Consider the following 25183-nt stretch of genomic DNA (forward strand, 5'->3'; position numbering starts at 1 on the left):
AAAAACAAAACAAAAGAACAAAAAACCGGATCGCGGTCTTCACGCAGCAAAACCAACGCAGCGAAAGCAGCGCCGGAATCTCCAGCCCCAACGCCAAGACAGGCTCTCAGGCGAGGCGTGAAGGCGCAGACAGTACTTTGGTACGGCAAGCCTTCACAACGAAGCATGAGAGCCTGTATTGGCGCCCCCGCACGAACAACCATCGAAGCCAAAGGCTTCGTAGAACACAAAAAAGCCCGCTGCTCTTACAAGCAGCGGGCTTTCTATTCAACGCGAATCCGGAATCAATCCGTCGTCGCCTCTTCGGGTTCGGCCGGTTCGGACTTGGTGCGCTCCTTCTTGGGCAGGGGCTGGATGTCGAGCTTGACTTCGGACGTCTCGTTGCCCTTCTCATCGGTGCCATGCTCGATGTCCACCGTCAGGCGCCCACCGTCCGTCAGTCGTCCGAACAGCAGCTCGTCCGCCAGCGCACGACGGATCGTGTCCTGGATCAGGCGCTGCATCGGGCGTGCGCCCATCAGCGGATCAAAGCCCTTCTTGGCCAGATGCTTGCGCAGCGCGTCGGTGAAGGTCACTTCCACCTTCTTCTCGGCGAGTTGCGTCTCCAGCTGCAGCAGGAACTTGTCCACCACGCGCAGGATGATCTGCTCGTCGAGCGCCTTGAAGCTCACGATGGCGTCCAGACGGTTGCGGAACTCCGGCGTGAACAGACGCTTGATGTCGCCCATTTCATCGCCCGCCTGACGCGGATTCGTGAAGCCGATGGTGGCCTTGTTCATGGTCTCGGCACCCGCGTTCGTCGTCATGATGATGATGACGTTGCGGAAGTCGGCCTTGCGTCCGTTGTTGTCGGTCAGCGTGCCGTGGTCCATCACCTGCAGCAGCACGTTGAAGATGTCCGGATGCGCCTTCTCGATTTCGTCGAGCAGCAGCACCGAGTGCGGCTTCTTGCTGATGGCTTCGGTGAGCAGACCGCCCTGGTCGAAGCCGACATAGCCCGGAGGCGCACCGATCAGGCGGCTCACCGCATGGCGCTCCATGTACTCCGACATGTCGAAGCGGATCAGGTCGATGCCCATGATGTAGGCCAGCTGCTTGGCCGCTTCGGTCTTGCCGACGCCCGTGGGGCCGCTGAACAGGAACGAGCCAATCGGCTTGTCGCCCTTGCCCAGACCCGAACGCGCCATCTTCACGGCGGAAGCCAGCACGTCCAGCGCCTTATCCTGACCGAACACCACGCTCTTCAGATCGCGCTCCAGCGTCTGCAGTTTGCTGCGGTCGTCGTTGGACACGTTCGCAGGCGGAATGCGCGCGATCTTGGCGACGATCTCTTCGATCTCGGTCTTGCCGATGGTCTTCTTGCGCTTGGAGGGCGCGAGAATGCGCTGGGCCGCACCGGCCTCGTCGATCACGTCAATCGCCTTGTCAGGCAGGTGACGGTCGTTGATGTACTTGGCCGACAGCTCGGCCGCAGCCTGCAGCGCAGCCAGAGCGTACTTGACGCTGTGGTGCTCTTCGAAGCGCGACTTGAGACCCTTGAGGATGTCGATGGTTTCCGCCACGGTGGGCTCGACCACGTCGACCTTCTGGAAGCGGCGGGACAGCGCTGCATCCTTCTCGAAGATGCCGCGGTACTCCGTGAACGTGGTCGCGCCGATGCACTTGAGCTGACCGCTCGACAGAGCGGGCTTCAGGAGGTTCGATGCGTCCAGCGTTCCACCCGATGCGGCGCCCGCGCCGATCAGCGTGTGGATTTCGTCAATGAACAGAATGGCGTTCGGCTTGTCCTTGAGCGACTTGAGCACGCCCTTCAGACGCTGCTCGAAATCACCACGGTACTTGGTGCCCGCCAGCAGCGCGCCCATATCGAGCGAGTACACGGTCGCCTCGGCCAGAATTTCCGGCACATCGTTCTGCGTGATGCGCCATGCCAGACCTTCCGCAATCGCGGTCTTGCCAACGCCTGCCTCACCCACCAGCAGCGGGTTGTTCTTGCGGCGACGGCACAGAATCTGGATCGTGCGTTCCACCTCGTACTGGCGACCGATCAGCGGATCGATCTTGCCTTCCTTGGCGGCCTGATTCAGGTTGAGGGTGTACTGCTCGAGCGGAGACGCCTTTTCGTTGCGCTCGCCACCGCCTTCCTCGGCCTCGGGCTGGCCTTCCGACTTGGTGGGCTCGGGCGGTTCACCCTTCTTGATGCCGTGGGCGATGTAGTTCACCACGTCGAGGCGGGTCACGCCCTGCTGGTGCAGGTAGTAGACGGCGTGCGAATCCTTTTCGCCGAAGATCGCGACGAGCACGTTCGCGCCGGTCACTTCCTTCTTGCCGTTGCCGGTGGACTGCACGTGCATGATGGCGCGCTGGATCACACGCTGGAATCCCAGCGTGGGCTGCGTGTCCACCTCGTCGGTTCCTGCGACCTGCGGTGTGTTGTCCTTGATGAAATTCGTCAGCGAGGCGCGCAGATCGTCAATGTTTGCCGCGCATGCGCGCAGCACCTCGGCTGCACTGGGATTGTCGAGCAGAGCGAGCAGCAGGTGCTCCACGGTGATGAATTCGTGGCGCTGCTGGCGGGCCTCAACAAAGGCCATGTGCAAGCTTACTTCCAGTTCCTGGGCAATCATGAGTGAGAACTCCTTTGTGCTTGCGTTTCAGAGATTGACTGTAGATCGGGGCGCCATGCCGTTTATTCAACCGGCTCGCACACACATTGCAAAGGATGCCCTGCCCTGTGTGCGGCGTCGAGAACTTGTTCCACCTTGGTTGCAGCGACGTCACGGGTGAAAACCCCGCAAACACCTTTGCCGTCCAGGTGAATCTTGAGCATGATCTGTGTGGCGGCTTCGCGGTCCTTGTTGAAGAACTCCTGAAGCACGACCACCACAAATTCCATGGGCGTGTAGTCGTCATTGAGCATGACGACCTGGTACATCCTCGGAGGTTCGGTCCGCAGGGTGCGCCGCTCCAGCACGACCGACCCGCCTTCATCGCGCGAGGGCTTGGCGGGTGGGACGTTCGGTCTGGAAGGAGGTTTCGTAGCCATGAAGATCATTCTAGCGAGCTTGATCCATCAAAATTGGAATTCAGATAGAGCCATATTAGTGGTTTTCAAGACACGCCGTTTCAGCCGTGGTCGTAGACCACGGAGACCGCCTCGGAACCCGCGATGCTGCTCCACGCGGCCAGCGCCGCGTCGGTCGGGAAAAAGCTGCTCGCATCCCCCAGATTGAGCTCGGCCACAGCCGCACCGCGCTCTGACCTGATCTTCATGTCCAGACGCACGCGCAGCCCCCTGCGCAGGGTTTCGCCGTGCTCGGTGTTCTCCACCTTGGGCGGGAATTCGCGCACGATGGCTCCCACGTCCGGCACCTCGTCCTCCACCTTGACCCGCAGGTACTTTCCATATTTGGCGCGGGCTCCGGCCAGATCGGAGACCTGCAGCACCTTGACCCGCAGCCCGCCGCTGAAATGGTCGAGCTGCAGACGTCCGGCCACGACGATGAAGTCGTCGTCACGGATCGGCATGGACGCGTTGATCACGCCCTCGTCCGCCGAGGCCTCCAGGACCTTTGATTTGTCATCAATCTTGAACAGCGCGAGCTTTCCACGTTGACCATTGATGACGCGATAGTCCGTGACAATTCCGGCAATAGTCTGTACTTCGCGGTTGTCCTGCAACTCGTCGATGGGCGTGCGCACGAACTTGCGCACCTCGAGCGCCACCTCGTCGAACAGATGGCCCGAGAGATAGAAGCCGATGGCTGTCTTCTCTTGCGTGAGGCGCTCCTTGATGCCCCAGGGCAGCACGTCGGCCAGCTCGGGCTCCTTGGTGCTCGAGCCCTGCGCGTCGTCGCCCATCATGTCGAACAGGCCGCACTGGTTGGCGTTGGCGTGGGTCGCCGTGGCGAACTCGAAGGCCGTGTCGAGCGACGCCGACAGCGCCGCGCGGTTCATCTGGATCGCGTCGAACGCGCCAGCCTTGATCAGCGCCTCGACGGTGCGCTTGTTGATGCGGCTCCTGTCCACGCGCACACAGAAGTCGAACAGACTGGTGAACGGTCCCTGCACATGGCCCTGAGGACCCTCGCCCTTGCCCTCGCGGGCGGCGATGATGGCCTCGATGGCCGCCTGGCCCGTGCCCTTGATGGCGCCCAAACCATAGCGGATCACCTTGTCCGTCACTGGCTCGAAGCGGTACATGCCCCGGTTCACGTCCGGCGGCTCGAAGGTCATGCCAAAGTTCTTGACCGCGTCCTCGTAGAGCACCTTGAGCTTGTCGGTGTCGTCCATTTCCACGGTCATGTTGCCGCAGTAGAACTCCGCCGTGTAGTGCACCTTGAGCCAGCCGGTGTGATAGGCCAGCAGCGAATAGGCGGCCGCGTGCGACTTGTTGAAGCCGTAGCCCGCGAACTTCTCCATCAGGTCGAACACCTCGTCGGCCTTCTGCTCGGAGATGCCGTTCTTGGCGGCTCCCTCGCGGAAGATGCCGCGGTGCTTGACCATCTCCTCGACCTTCTTCTTGCCCATCGCGCGGCGCAGCAAGTCGGCGCCGCCGAGCGAGTAGCCGCCCAGCACCTGGGCGGTCTGCATCACCTGCTCCTGATAGACCATGATGCCGTAGGTTTCGGACAGCACCTTCTCGACCAGCGGATGCGGATACTCCACCACTTCCTTGCCGTGCTTGCGGTTCACGAAGCTGGGGATCAGGTCCATCGGCCCCGGACGGTACAGCGCGTTCAGCGCGATCAGGTCTTCGAGACGACTCGGGCGCGCTTCCTTCAGCATGCCCTGCATGCCGCGCGATTCAAACTGGAACACGGCTTCGGTCAGGCCGTCGGAGAACAGACGGTAGGTCGGCGCGTCGTCGAGCGGAATGTCCTCGAACGCGAAGTTCTCCTTGCCCTTGTGGCGCTTCTGGATGAACTCGCGGGCGATTTCAAGGATGGTCAGCGTCGCCAGCCCCAAGAAGTCGAACTTCACGAGGCCGACGTCTTCCACGTCGTCCTTGTCGTACATCGCCACGGCGGAGTCGCTGCCCGGCTGCTGGTAGAGCGGGCAGAAATCGGTCAGCTTGCCCGGCGCGATCACCACGCCACCGGCGTGCATGCCGATGCTGCGGGTCGTGCCTTCGAGCTTCTGCGCCATCTCGATCACGGTGCGCACGTCTTCCTCGTTGCGCACGCGGTCGTAGAGCAGCGGCTCGAGCTCGAGCGCGTAGTTGTTCTTGTCGCCCTCGATCTTCTGCTCGGGCGGATAGGCGAGCGTGTAGCTCATGCCCGGCTTGCCCGGCACCAGCTTGGAAATGCCGTCGCAGAAGGTGTAGCTCATGTCCATCACCCGGCCCACGTCGCGGATCGCGGCCTTGGCCGCCATCGTGCCGAAGGTGGCGATCTGGCTCACGGCGTTCTTGCCGTACTTCTGCTTGACGTAGTCGATCACGCGGTCACGGTTGCCCTGACAGAAGTCGATGTCGAAGTCGGGCATCGAAACACGTTCGGGATTCAGAAAGCGCTCGAACAGCAGCGCGTACTGCAGCGGATCCAGATCGGTGATCTTGAGCGCATAGGCCACGAGCGAGCCTGCACCCGATCCACGGCCCGGCCCCACCGGGCAGCCGTTGTTCTTGGCCCACTGGATGAAGTCACCCACGATCAGGAAGTAGCCGGGGAAACCCATCTGCAAGATCGTGTGCAGCTCGAACTCCAGGCGCTCGACGTAGCGCGGGCGCTCCTTGTCGCGCTTGGTCTCGTTCGGGAACAGGTAGATCAGACGCTCTTCCAGCCCCTGATACGAGGCATAGCGGAAATAGTCGTCGATCGGCATGCCGTTCGGCGTCGGAAAATCGGGCAGGCGCGGCTTGCCGAGCACCAGCGTCAGATTGCAGCGCTTGGCGATTTCCAGCGTGTTTTCGATGGCCGATGGGATATCGGCGAACAGCGCCTCCATCTCGGCGGCGGTCTTGAAATGCTGGTCGCGCGTGAACTTGCGGATGCGGCGCTGGTTGCCCAGAATCTCGCCCTCCGCAATGCAGACGCGCGCCTCGTGCGCCTCGTAGTCATCGGCGGTGGCGAACTGGATCGGGTGGGTCGCGACCACCGGCAGATTCATGCGCGCCGCGAGCTGCACCGCCTGCGTGAGATGCGATTCGTCGTCGCCGCGGCCTGCGCGCTGTATCTCCATGTAAAAGCGGTGCGGGAAGATCCGCGCCAGACGCAGCGCCTGGTCCTTGGCGCTGGCCTCGTCACCGCGCATCAGCGGCTGGCCCACCGGCCCCGCCTGCGCACCGGAGAGCGCGATCAGACCGTCGTTGAGTTCCTCCAGCCACTCCCATTTGACGAGCGGTACGTTCTTCACGACGTTGCTGGTCCAGGCGCGGGCGAGGATTTCCGAGAGGCTGAAATAGCCCTGATTGCTCTGAATCAGCAGAATCATCCGCGCGAACGGACTGCCATCGCCTTCCATCGGCACGCTGATTTCCGCGCCGACCACGGGCTTGAGCCCCTTGCCGCGCGCCGCCTTGTAGAACTTCACCCCTCCGAACATATTGTTCAGATCGGTAAGACCCATCGCGGGCTGGCCGTCCTTGACGGCCGCCTTGATGATGTCGTCGACCCGGGTGGTTCCGTCGACCACGGAGAATTCGGTGTGTAGGCGCAAGTGAACAAACATATGGGGTGATTGTAGAAACTTGTGCGCGGTCCGTTGCCGACGCAAAGACCCGAACCCTTCAGTGGCGCATACAATGACCGTTTGCCAACGATTTGCGGCCAGACGGCATATCCCTATGCGGCTGGTGGCTAAACTGATGCTCAATTCGTCCTTTGCGGGAAATACTGCTGTTATGTCGCGTCTGACTCTGCCCCTGATCTCTGCCTTGCTGGCTGCCGGCCTTCTGGCGGGCTGCTCCAGCACTACCGAAGACAAAACTGCAGGCTGGAGCCCCAACAAGATCTATTCCGAAGCCCGCGACGAAGCGAATTCCGGCAGCTACGACAAGGCGGTGCCGCTGTTCGAGAAGCTTGAAGGCCGCGCCGCCGGCACGCCGCTCGCCCAGCAGGCCCAGCTCGAAAAAGCCTACGCGCAGTACAAGAACAACGACAAGGCGCAGGCCGTCGCCACGCTGGACCGCTTTCTGAAACTGCACCCCTCCTCGCCGGCCACCGACTACGCGCTGTACCTGAAGGGACTGGTCAACTTCAACGAAGACCTGGGCATGTTCTCGTGGCTGTCGCGCCAGGATCTGTCCGAGCGCGACCAGAAGGCCGCCAAGGACTCGTTCGAGTCGTTCCACGATCTGGTGACCCGCTTCCCCGAGTCCCGCTACACCCCGGATGCCCGCCAGCGCATGACGTACATCGTCAACTCGCTTGCCCAGTACGAAGTGCACGTCGCGCGCCACTACTACGAGCGCGGAGCCTACGTGGCCGCCATCAGCCGCGCGCAGATCGCCGTCGCGGACTACAAGGAAGTGCCCGCCGTCGAAGAGGCGCTGTACATCCTCATGCGCTCGTACGACGCGCTGGGCCTTGAGCAGCTGCGCGACGACACCCGCCGCGTGATCGAGGCCTCCTACCCGAACAGCGAGTTCCTCAAGTCGGGCTTTGCGAAGAAGAGCGATCCGTGGTGGAAGTTCTGGTAAGTCCTTCGGACAGCCGCTCCATCTCCGACTGAAATTCGGCTTCCGACGCCAGTCGCCGCATCGGCGGCAGCTGTCGCTGGAGCCACTTGCCATAGCCCTTGGCAAGACGCGCATCCGCCACCACCAGCATGCCGGCATCCGTCTCGCCGCGAATCAGCCGCCCCGCTCCCTGGCGCAACGCCATGGCCGCCTCCTGCAAAGCGAACTCCTTGAACGCATTGCGCCCCTGCGCAACGAGATACTGCTCATAGGCTTCAACCAGCGGGTCGGTGGGCACGGGAAACGGCAGCTTGTCGATCACCACCATCTGCAGCGCATCGCCGGGCACGTCAAATCCTTGCCAGTAGGTGTGCGACGCCACCAGCACGCAGCCTGACCGAATGCCGCTCTCGCCACTGCGCGCGCTCGCGAGAAACCGCTCCGCGATCCGGCTCGACGGCATGTCGCCCTGCACCAGCAGCTCGATCTGCGGCGCATTCACGAGGCGCTCGCGCAGCACCCGCGCCACCTCGTCCATCGCGCGCAGACTGGTCGTGAGAAACAGCGTTCGCCCTCCGAGGCGCACCAGAGAGTCCACAAGCCAATCGGCCAGCTGGGCTCCATGCTGCAGATCGTTGGCCGACGGCAGATGCTCGGGAATGAACAACGTCGCTTGCGAAGCATAGTCAAACGGACTCGCGATCCGCATGACCCTGGCATCCGAGAGCGCCAGTGGCGCGGTGAACCAGTCAAGCGCCTCGTTGGTGCCCAGCGTGGCGGAGGTGAAGATGAAGGCCCGCGGCTTATGCCCCTCGCTCCCCCCATCGGGTTGCAAGTCGTCCTGCTCGCCCTCCTCGTCCTCCCACGCGCTTTCCTCTTCATCAGCCTTCTCGCGCGGCTGCGCCGTCGCCCAAATCCGCTGCAGATCCGGCCCAGCGCGAAACGGCGTCTGCGACAGATGCACGCCATCCCGCGTCCGGCTCAGCCAGCGCACACGCGAAACATCCTCGATCGACGACAGCGCCATCAGCGCCTGCAGCATCACCACCGCACGCTGGTGCAGCCTCAGCAGATCGGGTGATGCGGCGGTCACCGCATCCAGCTCGGCAAGGGTCGCGCGCAGGCTGCCCGTGACCGCCTCCCACGCGCGCTTCCACTTGGCGATGGGCACTCCGTCGGGCGTTTCATCCTGCCATGCCACGCGGCCATTGTCGGGCAGCGCGGCGCAGGCTTCAGCCAGCGCCCGCGCGGCATCGAGCAGCTCCATGGCCAGTGCCGTCCAGTCACGCATGCCCTGCGCCTCCTGTGTGCCGGAGTGCTGCAGGTCGTGCGCGAGCGCCACCAGCTGGCGCGAGCTGAATTCCAGACCGAACGCCTGCTGCCCCACTGAATTGAGCGAATGCGCCTCGTCGAAGATGACCACTCGCGCATGCGCCAGCAGATCGGATTCGCCGCCCTCGGACGCGCCCGCCAGATCGGCGAAAAACAGATGGTGATTGACCACCGCCACATCCGCCGCCATGGCCTGCCTGCGCGCGCGGAACACATGGCAATCGTGGTAGCGCGGGCACTCGCCGCGCAGGCAGTTGTCGCGCGTGGAGCTGATCTGCGCCTGCAGATGCCCGTCCGCTACCAACTCGCCCAGCTCGGCGAGATCCCCGTTGCGCGTGGACTGGGCCCAGGCACGGACGACCGGAATCGGTGAACCCAAAACGCCCGACTCGAGTACGCCCTCCACGGCCTGATCCAACCGATGCAGACAAAGGTAGTTGGCGCGCCCCTTGAGCAGTGCCACCCGGCGATGCACGGCGCGGTGCCGCGCCAGCACCTCCTGCAGACGCGGCAGATCGCGGTTCACCAACTGGTCCTGCAGCGCCTTGGTCGCAGTGGAAATCAGCACGCGTCCGCCACTCAGAAGTGCGGGGATCAGGTAGGCAAACGTTTTGCCGATGCCCGTGCCCGCCTCCACCACCAGGCAACCACCCGCATCAATCGTCTCGGCAATGGCCTGTGCCATTTCCAGTTGCTCCTGCCGGGGACGGAAGTTCTCGTACGACTGCGCAAGCGCTCCGCCCTCACCCAGCAGGGAGCGCACATCGGCCTCCAGGGCACCCATGGCGTTCACGATCTCAGCCTCCCGAGCACGAAACAGTGTCCAACGCAGCTCAAATGAGTGGGTTTCGCGCCAAACTGCAGAAAATAATCAAAATTCATTAGATTCGGAATCACTTTTGCCGCAACAATCGACGCCAGAGGAGTTCATGGTCATCGACCGATTAAACTCGGGTCACGACAGCCATACAACGAACAGAAGAGAAACACAGAGTTTTCCAACATGTCCAAAGCCTTTCGACTGACCGCCTCCACCGGCATCCACAAGGGGGATCGGGAGTACCAGCAAGACCGGGTCGCACTGTTTTCGCACCCCCGGTTCAATGGTTGCGTGCTCGGCATTGTTGCAGACGGCATGGGTGGACGCAGCGGCGGGCGCAAGGCATCGGATCAGGTGCTGCTCACAGCACAGCAACTGTTCGAACGATTCTCCCCCGAATCCGATGACGGCCCGACGATGCTCAAGCACATCGTCACCGAGGCGCACATCGTCATCCGCCTCACCGCCATTTCTTCCGAACAGGAACCCCACAGCACTCTGGCGGCCTTTCTGATCACGCCGCGTGGCGAATGCCACTGGGTGCATGCGGGCGATTCGCGCATCTACCATGTGCAGAACGGCCACATGCTTCAGCGCACCAGCGACCACTCCTATGTGCAGACGCTGGTCGATCGCGGCGAATTGACTGAGGCCGAGGCGCACAGCCATCCGCACTCCAACATTCTGGTCGGCTGCCTCGGAACCGAAAGCGATCCACCCGCCGCCACCCACATGATTCCCGTCCTGCAGCCGGGCGACGTGATCCTGGCCTGCAGCGATGGTGTCTGGCACTACTTCGCCCCCACGGAGCTCGCCTCCGTCGTGAACTCGCTCACGCCACGCGAAGCGACGGAATTCCTGATCGACAAGGCCCGCGCCCGCGCGCGCGGAACCGGCGACAACCTGTCGCTCGTGATCGTCAAGGTCGAGGCGCTGGAAGAAGAGAAAAAGATTCCCAGCCTGTCTGAACTTGCAAGCTCGGAAGGCCACAGCCTCGGCAACTACGTGCCTCAGCGCTGAACAGCCCCGATTGATTGGCTGGCTTCAGTTGCCGCCCGACGCCGATGGCGCGGGCAGCGGTGCGGCACCCGTTTTGCCGAGTTTCGCTGCGTCATCCAGATCGCGCTCGTGCTTGGCGCGCCGCTCCGCCGCCTTGCGCTGCTTGGCCTCGTACTGCATCCGGGCTCGCTCGACCTTGCCGGGCTGCGAGGCCTCACGGGACTTCTGCTCCTGCGCGTTGGCCGCCTCACGTGACTTCTGCTGGCGTGCACGCTGCTCCGCTTCCTGCGCACGCTGAGCGCGGCTGTTCTCGCGGGATTCGGCCTGCGCTTCGGGGCTTGAGGCCTCGGACTTCGCCCGTCCCGCCTCACCCTTTTCCCGCTGCTGCTCTTCGCTCTCGCGGATGAAGTTGCGGCGCTCCTCTGCCTTCTCGCGGCGCTCGGCCTCGTTGATGGCCAATTCACGCGAGCGCAGCGCGCCGTCTTCTGTACGCGCCTTGGATCGCGCCGAGCGCAGGCACGACTCGACCACGAACTGGCTGTAGCAGGTTGCCTCTTCCTTCTTCAAACGCTGCTCGACGTCATTGCGCTGTTTCTGGATGTCCGCCCGCTCGGCGTCCCGCTGCGCCTGCTCATCGGAGACCTTGGGCTCGGCGGACAGCACCGCGCCGCCAAGGCAGGCCAGCTGCAGGGCAACAAGACAGGTGGCAAGGCGGGTGCGACTCGTGCGAAGCTTCATATCAGGTCAGGTGCGTATCTACCGTGCGGCGCTCCAGCGCCAGATATTCCTTGGACTGCATCTCGTTGAGGCGCGACACCGTGCGCGGAAACTCGTGCGCCAAGGGTCCCTCAGTATAGAGTTGCTCCGGCGCGGTCTCGGCCGAAATAATCAGCTTGACCGAACGGTCATACAGCACGTCCACCAGCCACGTGAAGCGCCGCGCCGCCGAAGCCATGTTCACCGGCATGTGCTTCACGTTGGACACCAGCACCGTGTGGAACTGGGTCGCGATTTCCAGATAGTCGTTCTGCGAACGCGGTCCGACGCACAGCTCATTGAACTCGAACCAGACCACGCCACCCGCACGGCGCTTGGCGCGGATTTCGCGGGCCTCGATCTTGAGCACCGGGCTCTCATCGGGCACCTCGGCGAGCTGGTTGAAGGTCTCTTCCATCGCCGCCTCGGCCTCGGGACCCAGCGGCGTGTGATAGAGCTTGGCGTTCTCGAGCGTGCGGCGACGGTAGTCCGTGCCGTTGTCCACGTTGACCACTTCCATGTGCTGATTGAGCAGCGCGATCGCGGGCAGAATGCGGTCGCGGTGCAGACCGTCCGGATACAGGTCGTCGGGCTTGAAATTGGAGGTGGTCACGAAGCCGACGCCGTTCTTGAACAGCGAATCGAGCAGACGGTACAGGATCATCGCGTCGGTGATGTCAGCGACGTGGAACTCGTCAAAGCAGATCAGCTTGTAACGCTTGGCGATCTTGGCGCCCAGCACGTCGAGCGGGTTCTGCGTGCCCTGCATCTGGTGCAGCTCGCGGTGCACCTCGCGCATGAACTCGTGAAAGTGCAGGCGCGTCTTGCGCTTGATCGGCACGGCGTTGTAGAAGCATTCCATCAGAAAGCTCTTGCCCCGCCCCACCCCGCCGTACATGTAGACGCCCTTGGGCAGATCCGGATGATTGATCAGCTTCTTGATGGCGTTCGAGCGCTTGGATTTATAGGCCGTCCAGTCATCCGCGCAACGCTGCAGCGCCTCAACCGCCCGCAATTGAGCCGGATCGCTCTTGAACCCCTTCGTGACCAGCGCCGCCTCGTAAGCCTCTTTCACATTCACTGTCGTGTCTCCCAAACCTCAAAAATACAAATAGCCGCCACCGCCTGGAGTGCAAGCGATGGCAGCCATTTTTCTACGCCGTGACGTTCAGATTGATCAGAAGTTCAGCGTGCGCTTGTCCACGGCCAGAGCCGCTTCCTTGGTGGACTCGGACAGCGATGGGTGTGCGTGGCAGATGCGGGCGATGTCTTCGCTCGATGCCTTGAACTCCATGGCCACCACGGCTTCGGAGATCAGCTCCGAGACCATTGGGCCAACCATGTGCACGCCCAGAATTTCGTCGGTTTCCGCGTCGGCGATGAACTTCACCATGCCGGTCGTGTCGCCCAGCGCGCGTGCGCGGCCGTTGGCGAGGAACGGGAACGAACCGGCCTTGTACTTCACGCCCTCTTCCTTGAGCTGCTGCTCGGTGCGGCCCACCCATGCCACTTCGGGGCTGGTGTAGATCACGAAAGGAATGGTGTTGAAGTTCACGTGACCATGCTGACCGGCGATGCGCTCAGCCACGGCCACTGCCTCTTCCTCGGCCTTGTGCGCGAGCATCGGGCCGCGCACCACGTCACCCACGGCCCACACGCCCGGCAGGTTGGTCTTGCAGTCGCCATCGACCACGATCTGGCCGCGCTCGTCGAGCGCCAGACCCACGGCTTCGGGGTTCAGGCCAATGGTGTTGGCGGTGCGGCCGATCGAGACGATCAGCTTTTCCACTTCCAGCGTCTGGGCTTCGCCCTTGGCGTTGGTGTAGGAAACGGTCACGCCCTTCTTGCCGGTCTTGACTTCGCCGACCTTCACGCCCAGCTCGATCTTCAGGCCTTGCTTGTCGAACGCCTTCTTGGCTTCCTTGGCGATCTGCTCGTCCACGGCGGGCAGGAACTTGTCCATGCCTTCGAGCACGGTGACTTCCGAGCCCAGACGACGCCATACCGAACCCATTTCCAGGCCGATCACGCCGGAGCCAATCAGGCCCAGAGACTTGGGTGTCTTGTCCAGCGCCAGAGCGCCGTCGTTCGACAGGATGAACTCCTCATCGAACGGCACGCCAGGCAGCGCACGGGCGTTGGAGCCGGTGGCGATGACGATCTGCTTGCCGGTGATGACTTCTTCTTCCTTGCCGGCGACCTTGATCTCGTAGCCGCCTTCAGCCGCCTTCACGAACGAACCGCGGCCGTGGAAGAACGTGACCTTGTTCTTCTTGAACAGGTACAGGATGCCGTCGTTGTTCTGCTTCACGATGCCTTGCTTGCGCGAGATCATCTTGGACACGTCCATGGCCACTTCGCCGGTGGAGATGCCGTGTTCCGCAAAGTGCAGTCGGGCATGCTCGTAGTGCTCGGACGATTGCAGCAGCGCCTTCGATGGGATGCAACCCACGTTGGTGCAGGTGCCGCCAGGAGCCGCGCCGCCTTGCGCGTTCTTCCATTCGTCGATGCAGGCGACGTTGAAACCCAGTTGTGCCGCGCGGATGGCAGCGATGTAGCCGCCAGGGCCAGCGCCGATGACGACGACGTCGAATTGCTTGCTCATGATGAGAACCTTGAAGAGAGTTTTTTCAGCATTGCGGGCACGATGATCTGGTGCGCGGGTGTGACGGGCAGCATGTAAAGCCTGCCAAACCAGTTCTTCACGTGCACAACGGTGGAGATGACAAGCTGCCTGTCTGCCACCGACTTGAACACGGAGACGCACACATCGAGATGGCGATCCGAGTCGCCCATCACCACTTCATCGTTGCCGACGTGCTGCAAAGAAAAAATGCCCACAGCATCACCAACACGGTAATCTGCTGCGGGCTTGTGAGTGTCGAAACCGCCCAGTCGTCCAAGATTCTTGAGCCCCAACCGTGACACCACGGCGTTGCGAAGATCCATGGCGCGCTCCACCCAATCAGGCGTTGCGCGCAGAACGTGCAGGCAGGTTTCCATTGAACCGAGCTGCGGCGCCGGATCGGCAACCGCATACGCATCTGCGTAGTAAGCGTTGTGCAGCGCAGGTGCCACAACGCTTACCTCAGGAATGGAAACCCGTTGCGGTTTCATGCGCCTGAATTACAGGTCGAACAGCAGACGCGATGGGTCTTCCAGCGCATCCTTCATCGCCACCAGGCTCAGCACGGCTTCGCGGCCGTCGATGATGCGGTGGTCGTAGGACATGGCCAGATAGTTCATCGGACGGATCACGATCTGACCGTTTTCCACGACGGCGCGGTCCTTGGTGGCGTGCACGCCCAGAATCGCGGATTGTGGTGGGTTGATGATGGGGGTGGACATCATCGAGCCGAAGGTGCCGCCGTTGGAGATCGAGAAGGTACCGCCGGTCATGTCTTCGATGCCCAGCTTGCCGTCCTTGGCCTTCTGGCCGAATTCAGCGATCTTCTTTTCGATGTCGGCAAAGCTCATCTGGTCGGCGTTGCGCAGGATTGGCACCACCAGACCACGTGGCGAGCTGACGGCGATACCGATGTCGAAGTAACCGTGGTAGACGATGTCGTTGCCGTCGATCGAGGCGTTCACCGCAGGGAACTTCTTCAGCGCGTGCACGGCGGCCTTCACGAAGAAGGACATGAAGCCCAGCTTCACGCCGTGTTCCTTGACGAAGGAGTCCTGGAACTTCTTGCGCATGTCCATCACGGGAGCCATGTTCACTTCGTTGAACGTGGTCAGGATGGCGTTGGTGGCTTGCGACTGCAGCAGACGCTCGGCGATGCGGGCGCGCAGACGGGTCATCGGCACGCGCTGTTCAGGGCGATCGCCCAGGCTGACGGCAGGAGCGGCCACTTGCGGCAAAGCGGTCGTAGGCACGCCGGTGGGGATGGCGGCGCCGCCCTTGATGGCGGACAGAGCATCACCCTTGGTCACGCGGCCGTCCTTGCCCGACCCTGCCACGTTGGCAGCGGACAGGTTGTTGTCGGCGAGGATCTTGGCGGCAGCGGGCATGGCCACGCCAGCCTTGCTGTTGTTGCTTGCAGCGGCGGCTGCGGCAGGCGCGGCGGCGGGAGCTGCTGCTGCCGCGGCTGGAGCGGCGGCGGCAGGTGCAGCGGCGCCAGCGACGGCTTCGCTGTCGATCTTGGCGATCACTTGCTCAGCGGTCACGGTCGCGCCGTCGCCTTGCAGGATTTCGGTCAGCACGCCAGCGGAGGGAGCCGGCACTTCGAGCACGACCTTGTCGGTTTCGATTTCGATCAGGATTTCGTCGACCGCGACTGCGTCACCGGCCTTCTTCTTCCAGTTGAGCATGGTCGCTTCGGTGATCGACTCGGAGAGCTGTGGGACTTTGACGTCAACAATAGCCATTTTTATTTCTTCCAAAAAGTGTTCTGTACTGATTGGAGACTGTCCGCGCGCATCGCCGGGGAGGCACGCGGAGCCGTCTCACGTAATGATTGGGTTTCCAGCCTTACTTGGTCAGGACAAAACCCTTGAGCTTGCCGAATGCGCCGTCGACCAGCGCCTTCTGCTGCTCCTGGTGCAGGTGCGAGTAACCCACGGCAGGCGACGCGGATGCGGCGCGACCGGAGTAGCCCAGCTTCTGGCCGTCTTGCATGTTCTCGTGGATATTGTGCTGGATGAAGAACCAGGCACCCTGATTCTGTGGCTCGTCCTGGCACCACACGATGTCTGCAGCGTTGCTGTACTTCTTGACTTCGGCAGCGAATGCCTTGTGCGGGAAGGGGTACAGCTGTTCAACGCGGATGATGGCCACGTCGTCGATCTTGGCTTCGGCGCGCTTCTTCACCAGGTCGTAGTACACCTTGCCCGAGCATGCGACGATGCGCTTGACCTTGGCGGCGTTCTTGACGATGGCGTCGTCCTGTTCCGGCAGCACGGTGTGGAACGAGCCCTTGGTGAACTCGGTCAGTGGCGATGTGGCGTCCTTGTTGCGCAGCAGCGACTTGGGCGTCATGATCACCAGAGGCTTGCGCAGATTGCGCACCTGCTGGCGACGCAGCACGTGGAAGATCTGGCTGGCCGTGGTCGGCTGCACGATCTGCATGTTGGTGTCGGCAGCCAGCTGCATGAAGCGCTCAAGGCGTGCAGAGCTGTGCTCTGGGCCCTGACCTTCGTAGCCGTGCGGCAGCATCAGCGTCAGGCCGTTGATACGGCCCCACTTCACTTCACCGGAGGCGATGAACTGGTCGATCACGACCTGAGCGCCGTTGGCGAAGTCGCCGAACTGGGCTTCCCAGATCACGAGCGTGTTCGGGTCGTTGGACGCGTAGCCGTATTCGAAGGCCAGAACGGCTTCTTCGGACAGGATGGAGTCGATCACGGTGAACGGTGCCTGGTTCTCGGCCACGTTCTGCAGCGGAATGTAGGTGCCTTCGCTCCACTTTTCGCGCTTCTGGTCGTGAATCACGGCATGACGGTGCGTGAACGTGCCACGGCCGCAGTCTTCACCGGACAGACGCACGGGGTAGCCCGATGCCACCAGCGAGGCGAATGCCATGTGCTCGCCCATGCCCCAGTCGACGTTGATCTCGCCACGGCCCATGGCCGCACGGTCATCGTAGACCTTCTTCACGAGGGCGTGAGGCGTCACGCCTTCGGGAATGGTGGTGATGCGCTCAGCCACGCGCTTCCATTCGGTCAGCGGGATGGCGGTGTCGCCGGCGTCCGTCCACTTCTGGTTCAGGAACGGGCTCCAGTCCACGGCGTACTTGCTCTTGAAGTTGGTGAGCACCGGGTCAGCCGTGTGCTTGCCTTCGTCCATGGCGGCGCGGAAGGCCTTGACCATGTCGTCGCCCAGCGTGTCGCCCAAGCCCTGCGCAGCCAGCTTGTCGGCGTACAGCTTGCGGGTGCCGGGGTGCGCGCCGATCTTCTTGTACATCAGCGGCTGGGTCAGAGCGGGAGTGTCCTGCTCGTTGTGGCCCAGCTTGCGGAAGCAGATGATGTCGACGACCACGTCCTTGTCGAATTCCATGCGGAATTCCAGAGCCAGTTGCGTGGCCAGTGCCACGGCTTCCGGATCATCGCCGTTCACGTGCAGAACCGGCGACTCGATCATCTTGACGATGTCGGTGCAATACAGCGTCGAGCGCGCATCGCGTGGGTCCGACGTGGTGAAGCCGATCTGGTTGTTGATGATGATGTGGACCGTACCGCCTGTGGAGTAGCCACGGGTCTGGGCCAGTGCCAGAGTTTCCTGGTTCACGCCCTGACCGGCAAAAGCGGCGTCACCGTGCACCAGCACGGGCAGCACTTGCTTGCCGCGTGGGTCGGCGCGGCGATCCATGCGCGAACGCACGGAGCCTTCCACCACCGGATTCACGATTTCCAGATGCGACGGGTTGAACGCCAGCGACAGGTGAACCGGGCCACCGGCCGTCGTCACGTCGGAGCTGAAGCCCTGGTGGTACTTCACGTCGCCCGATGGCAGGTCTTCAGGAGCGGTGTGGTCGAACTCGGCGAACAGGTCCTTGGGCATCTTGCCCAGTGTGTTCACCAGCACGTTCAGGCGGCCACGGTGGGCCATGCCGATCACGACTTCCTGAATACCCTTCTGGCCAGCGGAGTTGATCAGCTCGTCCATCGCGGCGATGAACGATTCGCCGCCTTCCAGCGAGAAACGCTTCTGGCCGACGTACTTGGTGTGCAGGTAGCGCTCGAGGCCTTCGGCTGCGGTCAGGCGGTCGAGAATGCGCTTCTTCTTGGCGGCGTCGAAACTGGGCTTGCTGCGGATCGTTTCGAGCTTCTGCTGCCACCAGCGCTTCTGGTTCTGGTCGGTGGCGTACATGTATTCGACACCCAGAGTGCCGCAATACGTTTCGCGCAGAGCGTTGATCAGCTCGCGCAGGGGCATGGTTTCCTTGCCGAAGAACGTGTTGCTCGTATTGAACACGGTCTCTTGGTCGGCATCGGTGAAGCCGTAGAACGATGGCTCCAGCTCGGGAATTTCGGGGCGCTCGGTGCGCTTCAGGGGATCCAGGTCAGCCCAACGTTGGCCGACATTGCGGTAGGCGGCGATCAGCTGTTGAACGGCGGTGCGCTTGCGGCCCAGTTCCGAGTCAGCGCCGGAGGCAACGACCACCTGTGTGCCACCCTGCTTGGCGCGCTCGGCGAAAGCGTTGATGACGGGCATGTGGGGCACGTCCTTGGCATTGGTGCCATCGACTGCCGGGACATGCTGCAGTGCATCAAAGTACTCGCGCCAGGAATCAGGAACGCTGCCGGGGTTGGCCAGATAGTTCTCATACATCTCTTCCACGTACGGCGCGTTGCCGCCGAAGAGATACGTGTTGCCTTGGTAGGCTTTGTATACGGATGTGGGTTCGCTCATTGTTCCGCTCACCTCTGCTTCCCTTCAGGAAGCTTTAGCTGGTTAGTAAACCTTCCGCGTCACGGCTGAACCGGTTGGCGGATGCGACTGTGGCAGGGGAAGGGCCTAAGTACGAGCGGTATTGTGCCATTGAAGTTCAATGGGCGTATGACGACTTGACGTCGGACATGCACTTATTCGTAACTGCGCAACGCCTTTTTCCGGCGCATCTCGCGTACATTTGCCGAAATCCGCCTCAAATGCGCCTTATGAAATCACAAACCCTGCAGCAACGCACCTTTTTGCTGATTCTGATATCGGTAACCCTCGCTTTCTTCGGGATCCTCTGGCCCTATGCATTTGCCGTGTTCTGGGGGGTCGTGCTGGCGATCCTCTTCGCCCCACTTCAGAAATGGCTATTGCAGCGCATGCCCAAGCGCAAAAACTGGGCCGCGCTGATCACGTTGAGCGTCTGTCTGCTGCTGGTGATTCTGCCGCTGCTGCTGATCATCACCTCGCTGGTCACGGAGGCCGGAGCCATCTACGAACGCCTGAAGTCCGGCCAGCTCAACGTCGGCAGCTATCTGCAGACCGTCATGAAGGCCCTGCCCGGCTGGGCGCTGCAACTGCTGGACCATTTTCACCTGACCTCGATGGCCGAGGTCGAGGCCCGCCTCGCCAAATTCAGCGCACAGGCCAGCCAGTTCCTCGCCACCAAGGCGGTGGACGTGGGCTCGAACACGCTGCAGTTCGTCGTCGGCTTCGGCGTGATGCTGTATCTGCTGTTCTTCCTGCTGCGCGACGGCAGCGCCCTGGCCGCCCGCATCCGCGACGCAGTGCCGCTTGACCCCATGCACAAGCGCAAACTGGCCGTCAAGTTCACCACCGTGATCCGCGCCACCGTCAAGGGCAACATCGCCGTCGCCGCCGTTCAGGGCGCGCTTGGCGGGCTGATCTTCTGGATTCTCGGCATCCAGGGCCCCGTGCTCTGGGGCGTGATCATGGCGTTTCTCTCGCTCCTGCCCGCCGTCGGCGCAGCGCTGATCTGGGCTCCGGTCGCCATCTACTTTTTCGCCACCGGTGCGATGTGGCAAGGTGCCGTGCTGGTCGCCTTCTGCGCGGGCATCATCGGCTCAGTCGACAACATCCTGCGCCCTCTTCTGGTCGGCAAGGACACCAAGCTGCCCGACTACGTGGTGCTGATCTCCACGCTCGGGGGCATGGCGATCTTCGGCATCAGCGGTTTCGTGATCGGACCGATGGTGGCTGCGCTGTTCAATGCGGCGTGGGACCTGTTCTCCCCACCCGCAGACAGCGAGGACACGGCCGAGACGGCTTCCGCATCTCCAGCCCTCGAGCACGACAAGTCCGTCAAGTAGCGCGCCCGGCCACCGCGCCAGGCCCGCGCGGCCACCGCATCATTCCGGCTGGATCCCGGCCGCCTTGATCACCTTGCCCCACTTCAGCGCATCGGCCGCCTGGAACTGCGCAAGTTCTTCGGGCGTGGTGGTCCAGGCTTCCGATCCGGCAGTCTGGTAGAACGACTTGGCCGCCGCGCTCTGCGTGGCTTGCTTGAGCAGCTCGTTCAGGCGCGCGACCACCTCCTTGGGCGTTCCGGCGGGCACATAGGCCGCGAACCAGTAGCCCATGTCGTAGCCCTTCACGCCCGCCTCGTCGAGCGTGGGCACCTCGGGCAGCTGCGCGCTGCGCACCTTGGTGGAGTACCCCAGCGCCTTGAGCTTGCCCGACTTGATCTGCGGAACGCCGGTCGAGGTGTCGGTGATCATCAGGTCGATCTGCCCGCCGAGCAGATCGGTGATCGCGAGCGGATTGCTCTTGTAGGGCACATGCAGGATGTCCACGCCCGCGAGCTGCTTGAGCATTTCGCCCGCAACGCGGCTGGACGAGCTGCCACTGCCGAACGAGAGCTTGCCGGGCGCGGCCTTGGCGGCGGCGATCAGATCGCCAACGTTCTTGTAAGGCGCGGCGGCGTTCACCACCAGCACCTGCCCGCCCTTGCCCAGCCCCGTGACCGGCGCGAAATCCTTCACCGGGTCATACGGCAGCTTCTTGTACAGATGCTCGTTCGCCGACTGTGTGGTGTTGGTGGTGATGAGCACCGTGTAGCCATCAGGGGCCGCCTTGGAGACGAACTGCGCGGCGATCATGCCGCTCGCGCCAGCCTTGTTGTCAACGATGACGGACTGCTTGGAGTCAGTCGTCACCGACTGGCCGACGGCGCGCGCCAGCAGATCGGTGGCGCTGCCCGCCGCGAACGGCACCACGAAGGTGATGGGCTTGGCCGGATAGTCCGCCGCGTGGGCCTGCACGCCGAGCGTGGCGGCGACGGTGACGGCGGCCATTGCCAACGCGTGGCGGCGGGTCGAAGTTGAATTCATGCGTGTTGTCTCCTGCATTTTCAAGTGGATGGAAAGTGTGGTTGTTGAAATGGTGTCCAGACATGGGGCGCTGTGCGCAGCCTCAGCGCTCCGGCCTGACGAGATGGGCCTGCAGATGCGGCGGCACCGTCACCTGCAGATCGAGCAGCAGGAAGGACAGCGCCTTGCCGTGGCTGTCGAGGTTCAGCGCGTCGTTCACGCCGCCGTCGAGCACCTCGTCGAGCACGAAATTCATCGCCTGCAATGTGGGAAGCAGATGGCGCTTGACGGCGCTGGGATGGCGCAGCGCGAACTGCTTTGCCACGCGCGCCTCGGTCACCTGCTCGACCAGCAGATCCCAGAGCGCCGGATGCCAGGCGATCACGCTGATGTTGGAGCGGTTGCCCTTGTCGCCGGTGCGGCCATGAGCGAGGTGACGCAGCGCCACGCTCATGGCCTTGTCCGGTTGGGGGGATGGGTTCATGACAATCTCCTGCCGCCGTTCATGCGACGAATTCAAAACGCGCCTTCACCGCGTCGCGCGGCACGAGACACGACACTGTGCCCAACCGCGCACGCAGATGGGTGCGCACGCCGCCGCCGCCCGCCGGGCCCGCGCAATACAGCGCGTTGACCTCGCGCGCAAGCCGCAGAGCGTCATCACGGCGCTCGCGCTGCCAGGACAGGCGCAGGCGCACGTCACGCGCGGCGCCCCACTCGGCCAACTGTTCAGCGCTCGCACTGTCCAGCCACTCATTGGCATCGTCGCCAAAAAGGCTCTGCACACCGATCAGATCGACGCGGATCGGCGCCACATCCCCAGAGCCGCCAAGGCGCTCGCGCACCACCCGCGCGGCGAGCAAGGCACGCGCACCGGCACCCGCTCCGGCATAGGAAATCTCGGCCTCGGCGAACCAGCCCGCCTCGAAGCAGACATTCACCTTGAGCGACGGCGGGCGCGCATGCCCCGCCACGCCTTCGAGACGAACCTGATTCACACCAATTTCCTGCACCGTGGCCTGCGTGATGTCCGCCACCACATCGGGAGTGAGGTAAGCCGCCGGGTCGTGCAGTTCATAGAGCAGCTGTTCTTTGACGGTGCGCGCGTCGATGCGCCCACCCGTCCCTGCTGGCTTGGAGATGGTGCAGTGACCATCCGAATCCAGCTCGGCGATCGGATAGCCGACATGCGCCAGATCGGGCACGTCCTTGAACCCCGGATCGGCAAAATATCCGCCCGATACCTGCGAGCCGCATTCGAGCAAATGCCCCGCCATGGTGGCGCGCGCAAGGCGCTGCCAGTCGTCCATGGACCAGCCGAAATGCGCGATGGCCGGCCCCAGCACCAGCGACGGGTCTGCCACGCGGCCGCAGACGACGATGTCGGCACCCGCCTTCAGTGCGTTCGCGATGGGCTCCGCGCCGATGTAGGCGTTTGCGCTGACGATGGACTCTCTGGGCAGACGCGCGCCGAGCGCTTCAACAAGCATCGGGCGGAATTCGTCCGCAAGCAGATCGTCGCCCTCGACCACCGCGATACGTGGCCGGGGCGCACCCAGTTCCTCGGCGAGCGCAAGAATCCGACGTGCAGCGCCACGTGGATTGGCCGCGCCAAAATTGCTCACGATGCGGATGCCGTGCTCAAGGCACAACGCCAGCACCGGGCGCAGCAGGTCGTCGAGCAGCGGCTCATAGCCCGCATCGGGATCGCCGCGCCGCGCCAGTTGGGCGAGGGCCAGCGTGCGTTCGGCCAACGTCTCGAACATCAGCACCGAAGGCTTGCCCGCGGCGATGAATTCCTGAACGATGGGCAGCGCCGCATCCGTGCGGTCGCCCGAAAAGCCCGCCGCGCAGCCGATCCGCAGCGTATTTGCCTGTGTCGTATCCATGTCTTTGCCTATCTCCTGAGGGCACTGTAGGGCGCATGCGTTATTCTGTGAAATCGATAATCAAGATGAATTGATCTGATTTTCAAATGAATATCTCCACCCGCCAGATCGACGCCTTTCTCGCGCTCGCCGCGCAGCGCAACTTCACGCGTGCCGCCATGCAATGCCATCTGTCGCAACCGGCCTTCAGCGCGCTGATCCGCGCGCTCGAAGAGGATCTCGGCATCCGCTTGTTCGACCGCAGCACGCGGCATGTCGAGCTGACGGCGGCGGGAGCCAACTTCATGGAATCGGCGCAGCGCATCCGCACCGAGATGGATGCCGCCGTGGCCAGCATGCGCGACGAGGCGACGCTGCGGCGCGGACGCGTGGCCATTGCCCTGCTCCCCTCGCTCGCGGCGGGCTGGCTGCCCGAGCGGCTTGCAGAATTCCATCAGCACCACCCCGGCGTCGAACTCGAAATCGCCGATGTGCTGTCCGAGCCCTGCATCGCCATGGTGGCCAGCGGCAAGGCGGATTTCGCGCTTGCCGCGATCCGTGCCGACACGCCCGATCTGCAGGCCGAGCCGTTCTGCAGCGACGAGTACCACCTTGTATGCCGCGACGATCATCCGCTCGCCAAAGCGCCGCGCGGACGCAGGCGCCCGGTGAGCGTGGCGGAGCTTGCGCAATGGCCCTTCATCCACATGGCGCGGCACAGCAGCGTGCGCCAGTTTCTCGAGGCCGCCCTGCATCCGCAGCCGATGAAGAGCGTGATGGAGGTCGAGCAGCTCGCCACCGTCATGGGCATGGTGCGCGCAGGTCTGGGGATCAGCGCGATTCCGTCGCTCACGCTGTTTCATTTTCAGCAGCCGGGTCTCGTCACCCGGCCGCTGCTCTGGCCCGAACTCACGCGTCAGATCTATCTGGTGAGGCGCCGTGACCGCAGCCTGTCGTCGGCGGCGCAGGCGCTCTACACGCAGCTCATGACCCATCGACCGACGGAGGCCCCCGGTTCCGCTGTGCGTAGGGAATTGCCCTGAGTTTCTACATGCGCCGTGGTTAAAGAATGCTCACCGGATTTTCGGCGCTACACTCGCTCCGACTTGGCTTGCCCAACCCGCAAACCCCAAGCTGAAGCCACACGCTGGCTGGTAGTGCTTGCATAGGAGGAAACACCGCATGAACACCCCAGACACCGTATTTGCGTGCATCGACGGACTCGATGCCACCGCATCCGTCATTGACAGCGCCGCCTGGGCCGCGCGTCGTCTGCACGCCCCCATCACCTTGCTGCATGCGCTTGAGCGGCCCGACCCGCTGCCGCCCGTGGGCGACTACAGCGGCCTGATCGGCGTCGGCGCTCAGGAGGTGCTGCTGCAGCGCCTGAACGAGCTCGACGAGGAACGCTCCAAGGTCGCGCATCAGGCCGCCGAGCAGATGATCCAGGAATCGCTCAAGCACATCGACCCCGAGAGCGTTCCCGCGCTGCACACTCACCTGAAGGACGGCAACCTCACCGACGTGCTGCTCGAGCAGGAGCCCTGCGCGCGACTGTTCGTGCTCGGCAAGGGTTTCAAGGCCACGAAGTCGCGAAAGCTGCGGCTCGACCACCGGGTGGAAAGCGTGATCCGCAGCGTCAAACAGCCGGTGCTGGTGATCACCTCGGGGAGCTTCGTGGCACCGACGAATTTCGTCGTCGCTTTCGACGGAAGCGCCACGTCGATGCGCGCGGTGCAGGCCGTCGCGCGCAGCCCGCTGCTGCGCGGCATGGGGGCGCAACTCGTGATGGCGGGTGAACCCACGCCGGAGATGCGCGATCAGATGCAGAGTGCCCAGCAACTGCTCGAGGATTCGGGCTTTCAGGTGACGACCCAGGTGATCCCCGGCGTACCCGAGGAAGCCATTCCGAACTTCCTCTCGACACGCGCCGACACCTTCCTCGTGCTCGGTGCCTACGGCCATTCGCGCATCCGCCAGCTGATCGTCGGCAGCACGACCACGGCCCTGCTGAGGCTGAGTTCGGTGCCGGTTCTGGTGCTGCGCTGAACCCAGCGTCAGCACCTCGAAACGCCT

The 25183-nt window shown here is 63.1% G+C and carries 18 protein-coding genes; 5 read left to right on the plus strand and 13 right to left on the minus strand.

Annotated features, from left to right (window positions below):
• Positions 1-284: 284 nt before the first annotated feature.
• The 3 genes from clpA to dnaE form a co-directional block, all read right to left on the minus strand.
• Positions 285-2627 carry an ATP-dependent Clp protease ATP-binding subunit ClpA gene (clpA, locus tag ISG32_RS09040; RefSeq protein ID WP_194770686.1) on the minus strand — a complete coding sequence of 781 codons (2343 nt, stop codon included), beginning with the start codon at positions 2625-2627 and terminating at the stop codon, positions 285-287.
• Between the two features lie 62 nt (positions 2628-2689).
• Positions 2690-3046: an ATP-dependent Clp protease adapter ClpS gene (gene clpS / locus ISG32_RS09045; protein WP_194770687.1), complete on the minus strand. Its 357-nt coding sequence runs from the start codon at positions 3044-3046 to the stop codon at positions 2690-2692.
• 80 nt (positions 3047-3126) lie between these two features.
• Positions 3127-6672, minus strand: coding sequence for a DNA polymerase III subunit alpha (dnaE, locus tag ISG32_RS09050; protein ID WP_194770688.1), 3546 nt, complete (start codon positions 6670-6672; stop codon positions 3127-3129).
• Between the two features lie 172 nt (positions 6673-6844).
• Here dnaE and ISG32_RS09055 point away from each other — a divergent pair, with 172 nt between their 5' ends.
• Positions 6845-7642 (plus strand): outer membrane protein assembly factor BamD, encoded by a 798-nt coding sequence (locus ISG32_RS09055; RefSeq protein WP_194770689.1) that lies wholly within the window; start codon positions 6845-6847, stop codon positions 7640-7642.
• Here the strand turns inward: ISG32_RS09055 and ISG32_RS09060 are convergent.
• On the minus strand, positions 7593-9737 hold the full coding sequence (locus ISG32_RS09060) for an ATP-dependent DNA helicase (RefSeq protein WP_194771008.1): 2145 nt from the start codon (positions 9735-9737) through the stop codon (positions 7593-7595). The genes ISG32_RS09055 and ISG32_RS09060 overlap by 50 nt on opposite strands.
• A gap of 219 nt (positions 9738-9956) precedes the next feature.
• On the opposite strand from ISG32_RS09060, the gene ISG32_RS09065 reads away from it, so the two are divergent.
• The gene (locus ISG32_RS09065; RefSeq protein WP_194770690.1) at positions 9957-10793 is read left to right on the plus strand and encodes a PP2C family protein-serine/threonine phosphatase; all 837 of its coding nucleotides are present in this window, start codon (positions 9957-9959) and stop codon (positions 10791-10793) included.
• Between the two features lie 24 nt (positions 10794-10817).
• Here ISG32_RS09065 and ISG32_RS09070 read toward each other — a convergent pair whose 3' ends face one another.
• From ISG32_RS09070 to ISG32_RS09095, 6 genes are all read right to left on the minus strand, one after another.
• Complete coding sequence (locus ISG32_RS09070; protein ID WP_194770691.1) at positions 10818-11510, minus strand: hypothetical protein; 693 nt, start codon at positions 11508-11510, stop codon at positions 10818-10820.
• A gap of 1 nt (position 11511) precedes the next feature.
• Positions 11512-12609: a cell division protein ZapE gene (gene zapE, locus ISG32_RS09075; RefSeq protein WP_194770692.1), complete on the minus strand. Its 1098-nt coding sequence runs from the start codon at positions 12607-12609 to the stop codon at positions 11512-11514.
• A gap of 96 nt (positions 12610-12705) precedes the next feature.
• Complete coding sequence (gene lpdA, locus ISG32_RS09080; RefSeq protein WP_194770693.1) at positions 12706-14133, minus strand: dihydrolipoyl dehydrogenase; 1428 nt, start codon at positions 14131-14133, stop codon at positions 12706-12708.
• Complete coding sequence (locus ISG32_RS09085) at positions 14130-14645, minus strand: DUF2867 domain-containing protein (protein ID WP_194770694.1); 516 nt, start codon at positions 14643-14645, stop codon at positions 14130-14132. The genes lpdA and ISG32_RS09085 overlap by 4 nt, the downstream gene beginning before the upstream one ends.
• 9 nt (positions 14646-14654) lie before the next feature.
• Complete coding sequence (odhB, locus tag ISG32_RS09090; RefSeq protein WP_194770695.1) at positions 14655-15899, minus strand: 2-oxoglutarate dehydrogenase complex dihydrolipoyllysine-residue succinyltransferase; 1245 nt, start codon at positions 15897-15899, stop codon at positions 14655-14657.
• 103 nt (positions 15900-16002) lie between these two features.
• On the minus strand, positions 16003-18882 hold the full coding sequence (locus ISG32_RS09095) for a 2-oxoglutarate dehydrogenase E1 component (RefSeq protein WP_194770696.1): 2880 nt from the start codon (positions 18880-18882) through the stop codon (positions 16003-16005).
• A 248-nt stretch (positions 18883-19130) separates the two neighbouring features.
• Here ISG32_RS09095 and ISG32_RS09100 point away from each other — a divergent pair, with 248 nt between their 5' ends.
• Positions 19131-20240 (plus strand): AI-2E family transporter, encoded by a 1110-nt coding sequence (locus tag ISG32_RS09100; protein ID WP_194770697.1) that lies wholly within the window; start codon positions 19131-19133, stop codon positions 20238-20240.
• 39 nt (positions 20241-20279) lie between these two features.
• Here ISG32_RS09100 and ISG32_RS09105 read toward each other — a convergent pair whose 3' ends face one another.
• The 3 genes from ISG32_RS09105 to ISG32_RS09115 all read right to left on the minus strand — a co-directional run bounded on the left by ISG32_RS09105 (position 20280) and on the right by ISG32_RS09115 (position 23128).
• Positions 20280-21260 (minus strand): Bug family tripartite tricarboxylate transporter substrate binding protein, encoded by a 981-nt coding sequence (locus ISG32_RS09105; protein ID WP_194770698.1) that lies wholly within the window; start codon positions 21258-21260, stop codon positions 20280-20282.
• An 82-nt stretch (positions 21261-21342) separates the two neighbouring features.
• A complete protein-coding gene (locus ISG32_RS09110; protein ID WP_194770699.1) occupies positions 21343-21723 on the minus strand; it encodes an AtuA-related protein in 381 nt (126 codons plus the stop codon).
• Positions 21724-21742: 19 nt separating this feature from the next.
• Positions 21743-23128 (minus strand): acyclic terpene utilization AtuA family protein, encoded by a 1386-nt coding sequence (locus ISG32_RS09115; RefSeq protein ID WP_194770700.1) that lies wholly within the window; start codon positions 23126-23128, stop codon positions 21743-21745.
• 86 nt (positions 23129-23214) lie between these two features.
• Here ISG32_RS09115 and ISG32_RS09120 point away from each other — a divergent pair, with 86 nt between their 5' ends.
• Positions 23215-24150 (plus strand): LysR family transcriptional regulator, encoded by a 936-nt coding sequence (locus ISG32_RS09120; RefSeq protein WP_194770701.1) that lies wholly within the window; start codon positions 23215-23217, stop codon positions 24148-24150.
• A 139-nt stretch (positions 24151-24289) separates the two neighbouring features.
• Positions 24290-25156, plus strand: coding sequence for a universal stress protein (locus tag ISG32_RS09125; protein WP_194770702.1), 867 nt, complete (start codon positions 24290-24292; stop codon positions 25154-25156).
• Positions 25157-25183: the final 27 nt, after the last annotated feature.

The sequence above is a fragment of the Diaphorobacter caeni genome (assembly GCF_015354245.1).
Taxonomy (GTDB): domain Bacteria; phylum Pseudomonadota; class Gammaproteobacteria; order Burkholderiales; family Burkholderiaceae_C; genus Diaphorobacter_A; species Diaphorobacter_A caeni.

Excerpts from the sequence above, each read along its gene's own strand:
- clpA (WP_194770686.1), bottom strand. The coding sequence starts at position 2,627 with ATGATTGCCCAGGAACTGGAAGTAAGCTTGCACATGGCCTTTGTTGAG.
- odhB (WP_194770695.1), bottom strand. The coding sequence starts at position 15,899 with ATGGCTATTGTTGACGTCAAAGTCCCACAGCTCTCCGAGTCGATCACC.
- ISG32_RS09085 (WP_194770694.1), bottom strand. The coding sequence starts at position 14,645 with ATGAAACCGCAACGGGTTTCCATTCCTGAGGTAAGCGTTGTGGCACCT.
- ISG32_RS09120 (WP_194770701.1), top strand. The coding sequence starts at position 23,215 with ATGAATATCTCCACCCGCCAGATCGACGCCTTTCTCGCGCTCGCCGCG.
- ISG32_RS09115 (WP_194770700.1), bottom strand. The coding sequence starts at position 23,128 with ATGGATACGACACAGGCAAATACGCTGCGGATCGGCTGCGCGGCGGGC.
- ISG32_RS09110 (WP_194770699.1), bottom strand. The coding sequence starts at position 21,723 with ATGAACCCATCCCCCCAACCGGACAAGGCCATGAGCGTGGCGCTGCGT.
- ISG32_RS09095 (WP_194770696.1), bottom strand. The coding sequence starts at position 18,882 with ATGAGCGAACCCACATCCGTATACAAAGCCTACCAAGGCAACACGTAT.
- lpdA (WP_194770693.1), bottom strand. The coding sequence starts at position 14,133 with ATGAGCAAGCAATTCGACGTCGTCGTCATCGGCGCTGGCCCTGGCGGC.
- ISG32_RS09065 (WP_194770690.1), top strand. The coding sequence starts at position 9,957 with ATGTCCAAAGCCTTTCGACTGACCGCCTCCACCGGCATCCACAAGGGG.
- ISG32_RS09070 (WP_194770691.1), bottom strand. The coding sequence starts at position 11,510 with ATGAAGCTTCGCACGAGTCGCACCCGCCTTGCCACCTGTCTTGTTGCC.
- ISG32_RS09055 (WP_194770689.1), top strand. The coding sequence starts at position 6,845 with ATGTCGCGTCTGACTCTGCCCCTGATCTCTGCCTTGCTGGCTGCCGGC.
- dnaE (WP_194770688.1), bottom strand. The coding sequence starts at position 6,672 with ATGTTTGTTCACTTGCGCCTACACACCGAATTCTCCGTGGTCGACGGA.
- ISG32_RS09125 (WP_194770702.1), top strand. The coding sequence starts at position 24,290 with ATGAACACCCCAGACACCGTATTTGCGTGCATCGACGGACTCGATGCC.
- clpS (WP_194770687.1), bottom strand. The coding sequence starts at position 3,046 with ATGGCTACGAAACCTCCTTCCAGACCGAACGTCCCACCCGCCAAGCCC.
- ISG32_RS09105 (WP_194770698.1), bottom strand. The coding sequence starts at position 21,260 with ATGAATTCAACTTCGACCCGCCGCCACGCGTTGGCAATGGCCGCCGTC.
- ISG32_RS09060 (WP_194771008.1), bottom strand. The coding sequence starts at position 9,737 with ATGGGTGCCCTGGAGGCCGATGTGCGCTCCCTGCTGGGTGAGGGCGGA.
- ISG32_RS09100 (WP_194770697.1), top strand. The coding sequence starts at position 19,131 with ATGAAATCACAAACCCTGCAGCAACGCACCTTTTTGCTGATTCTGATA.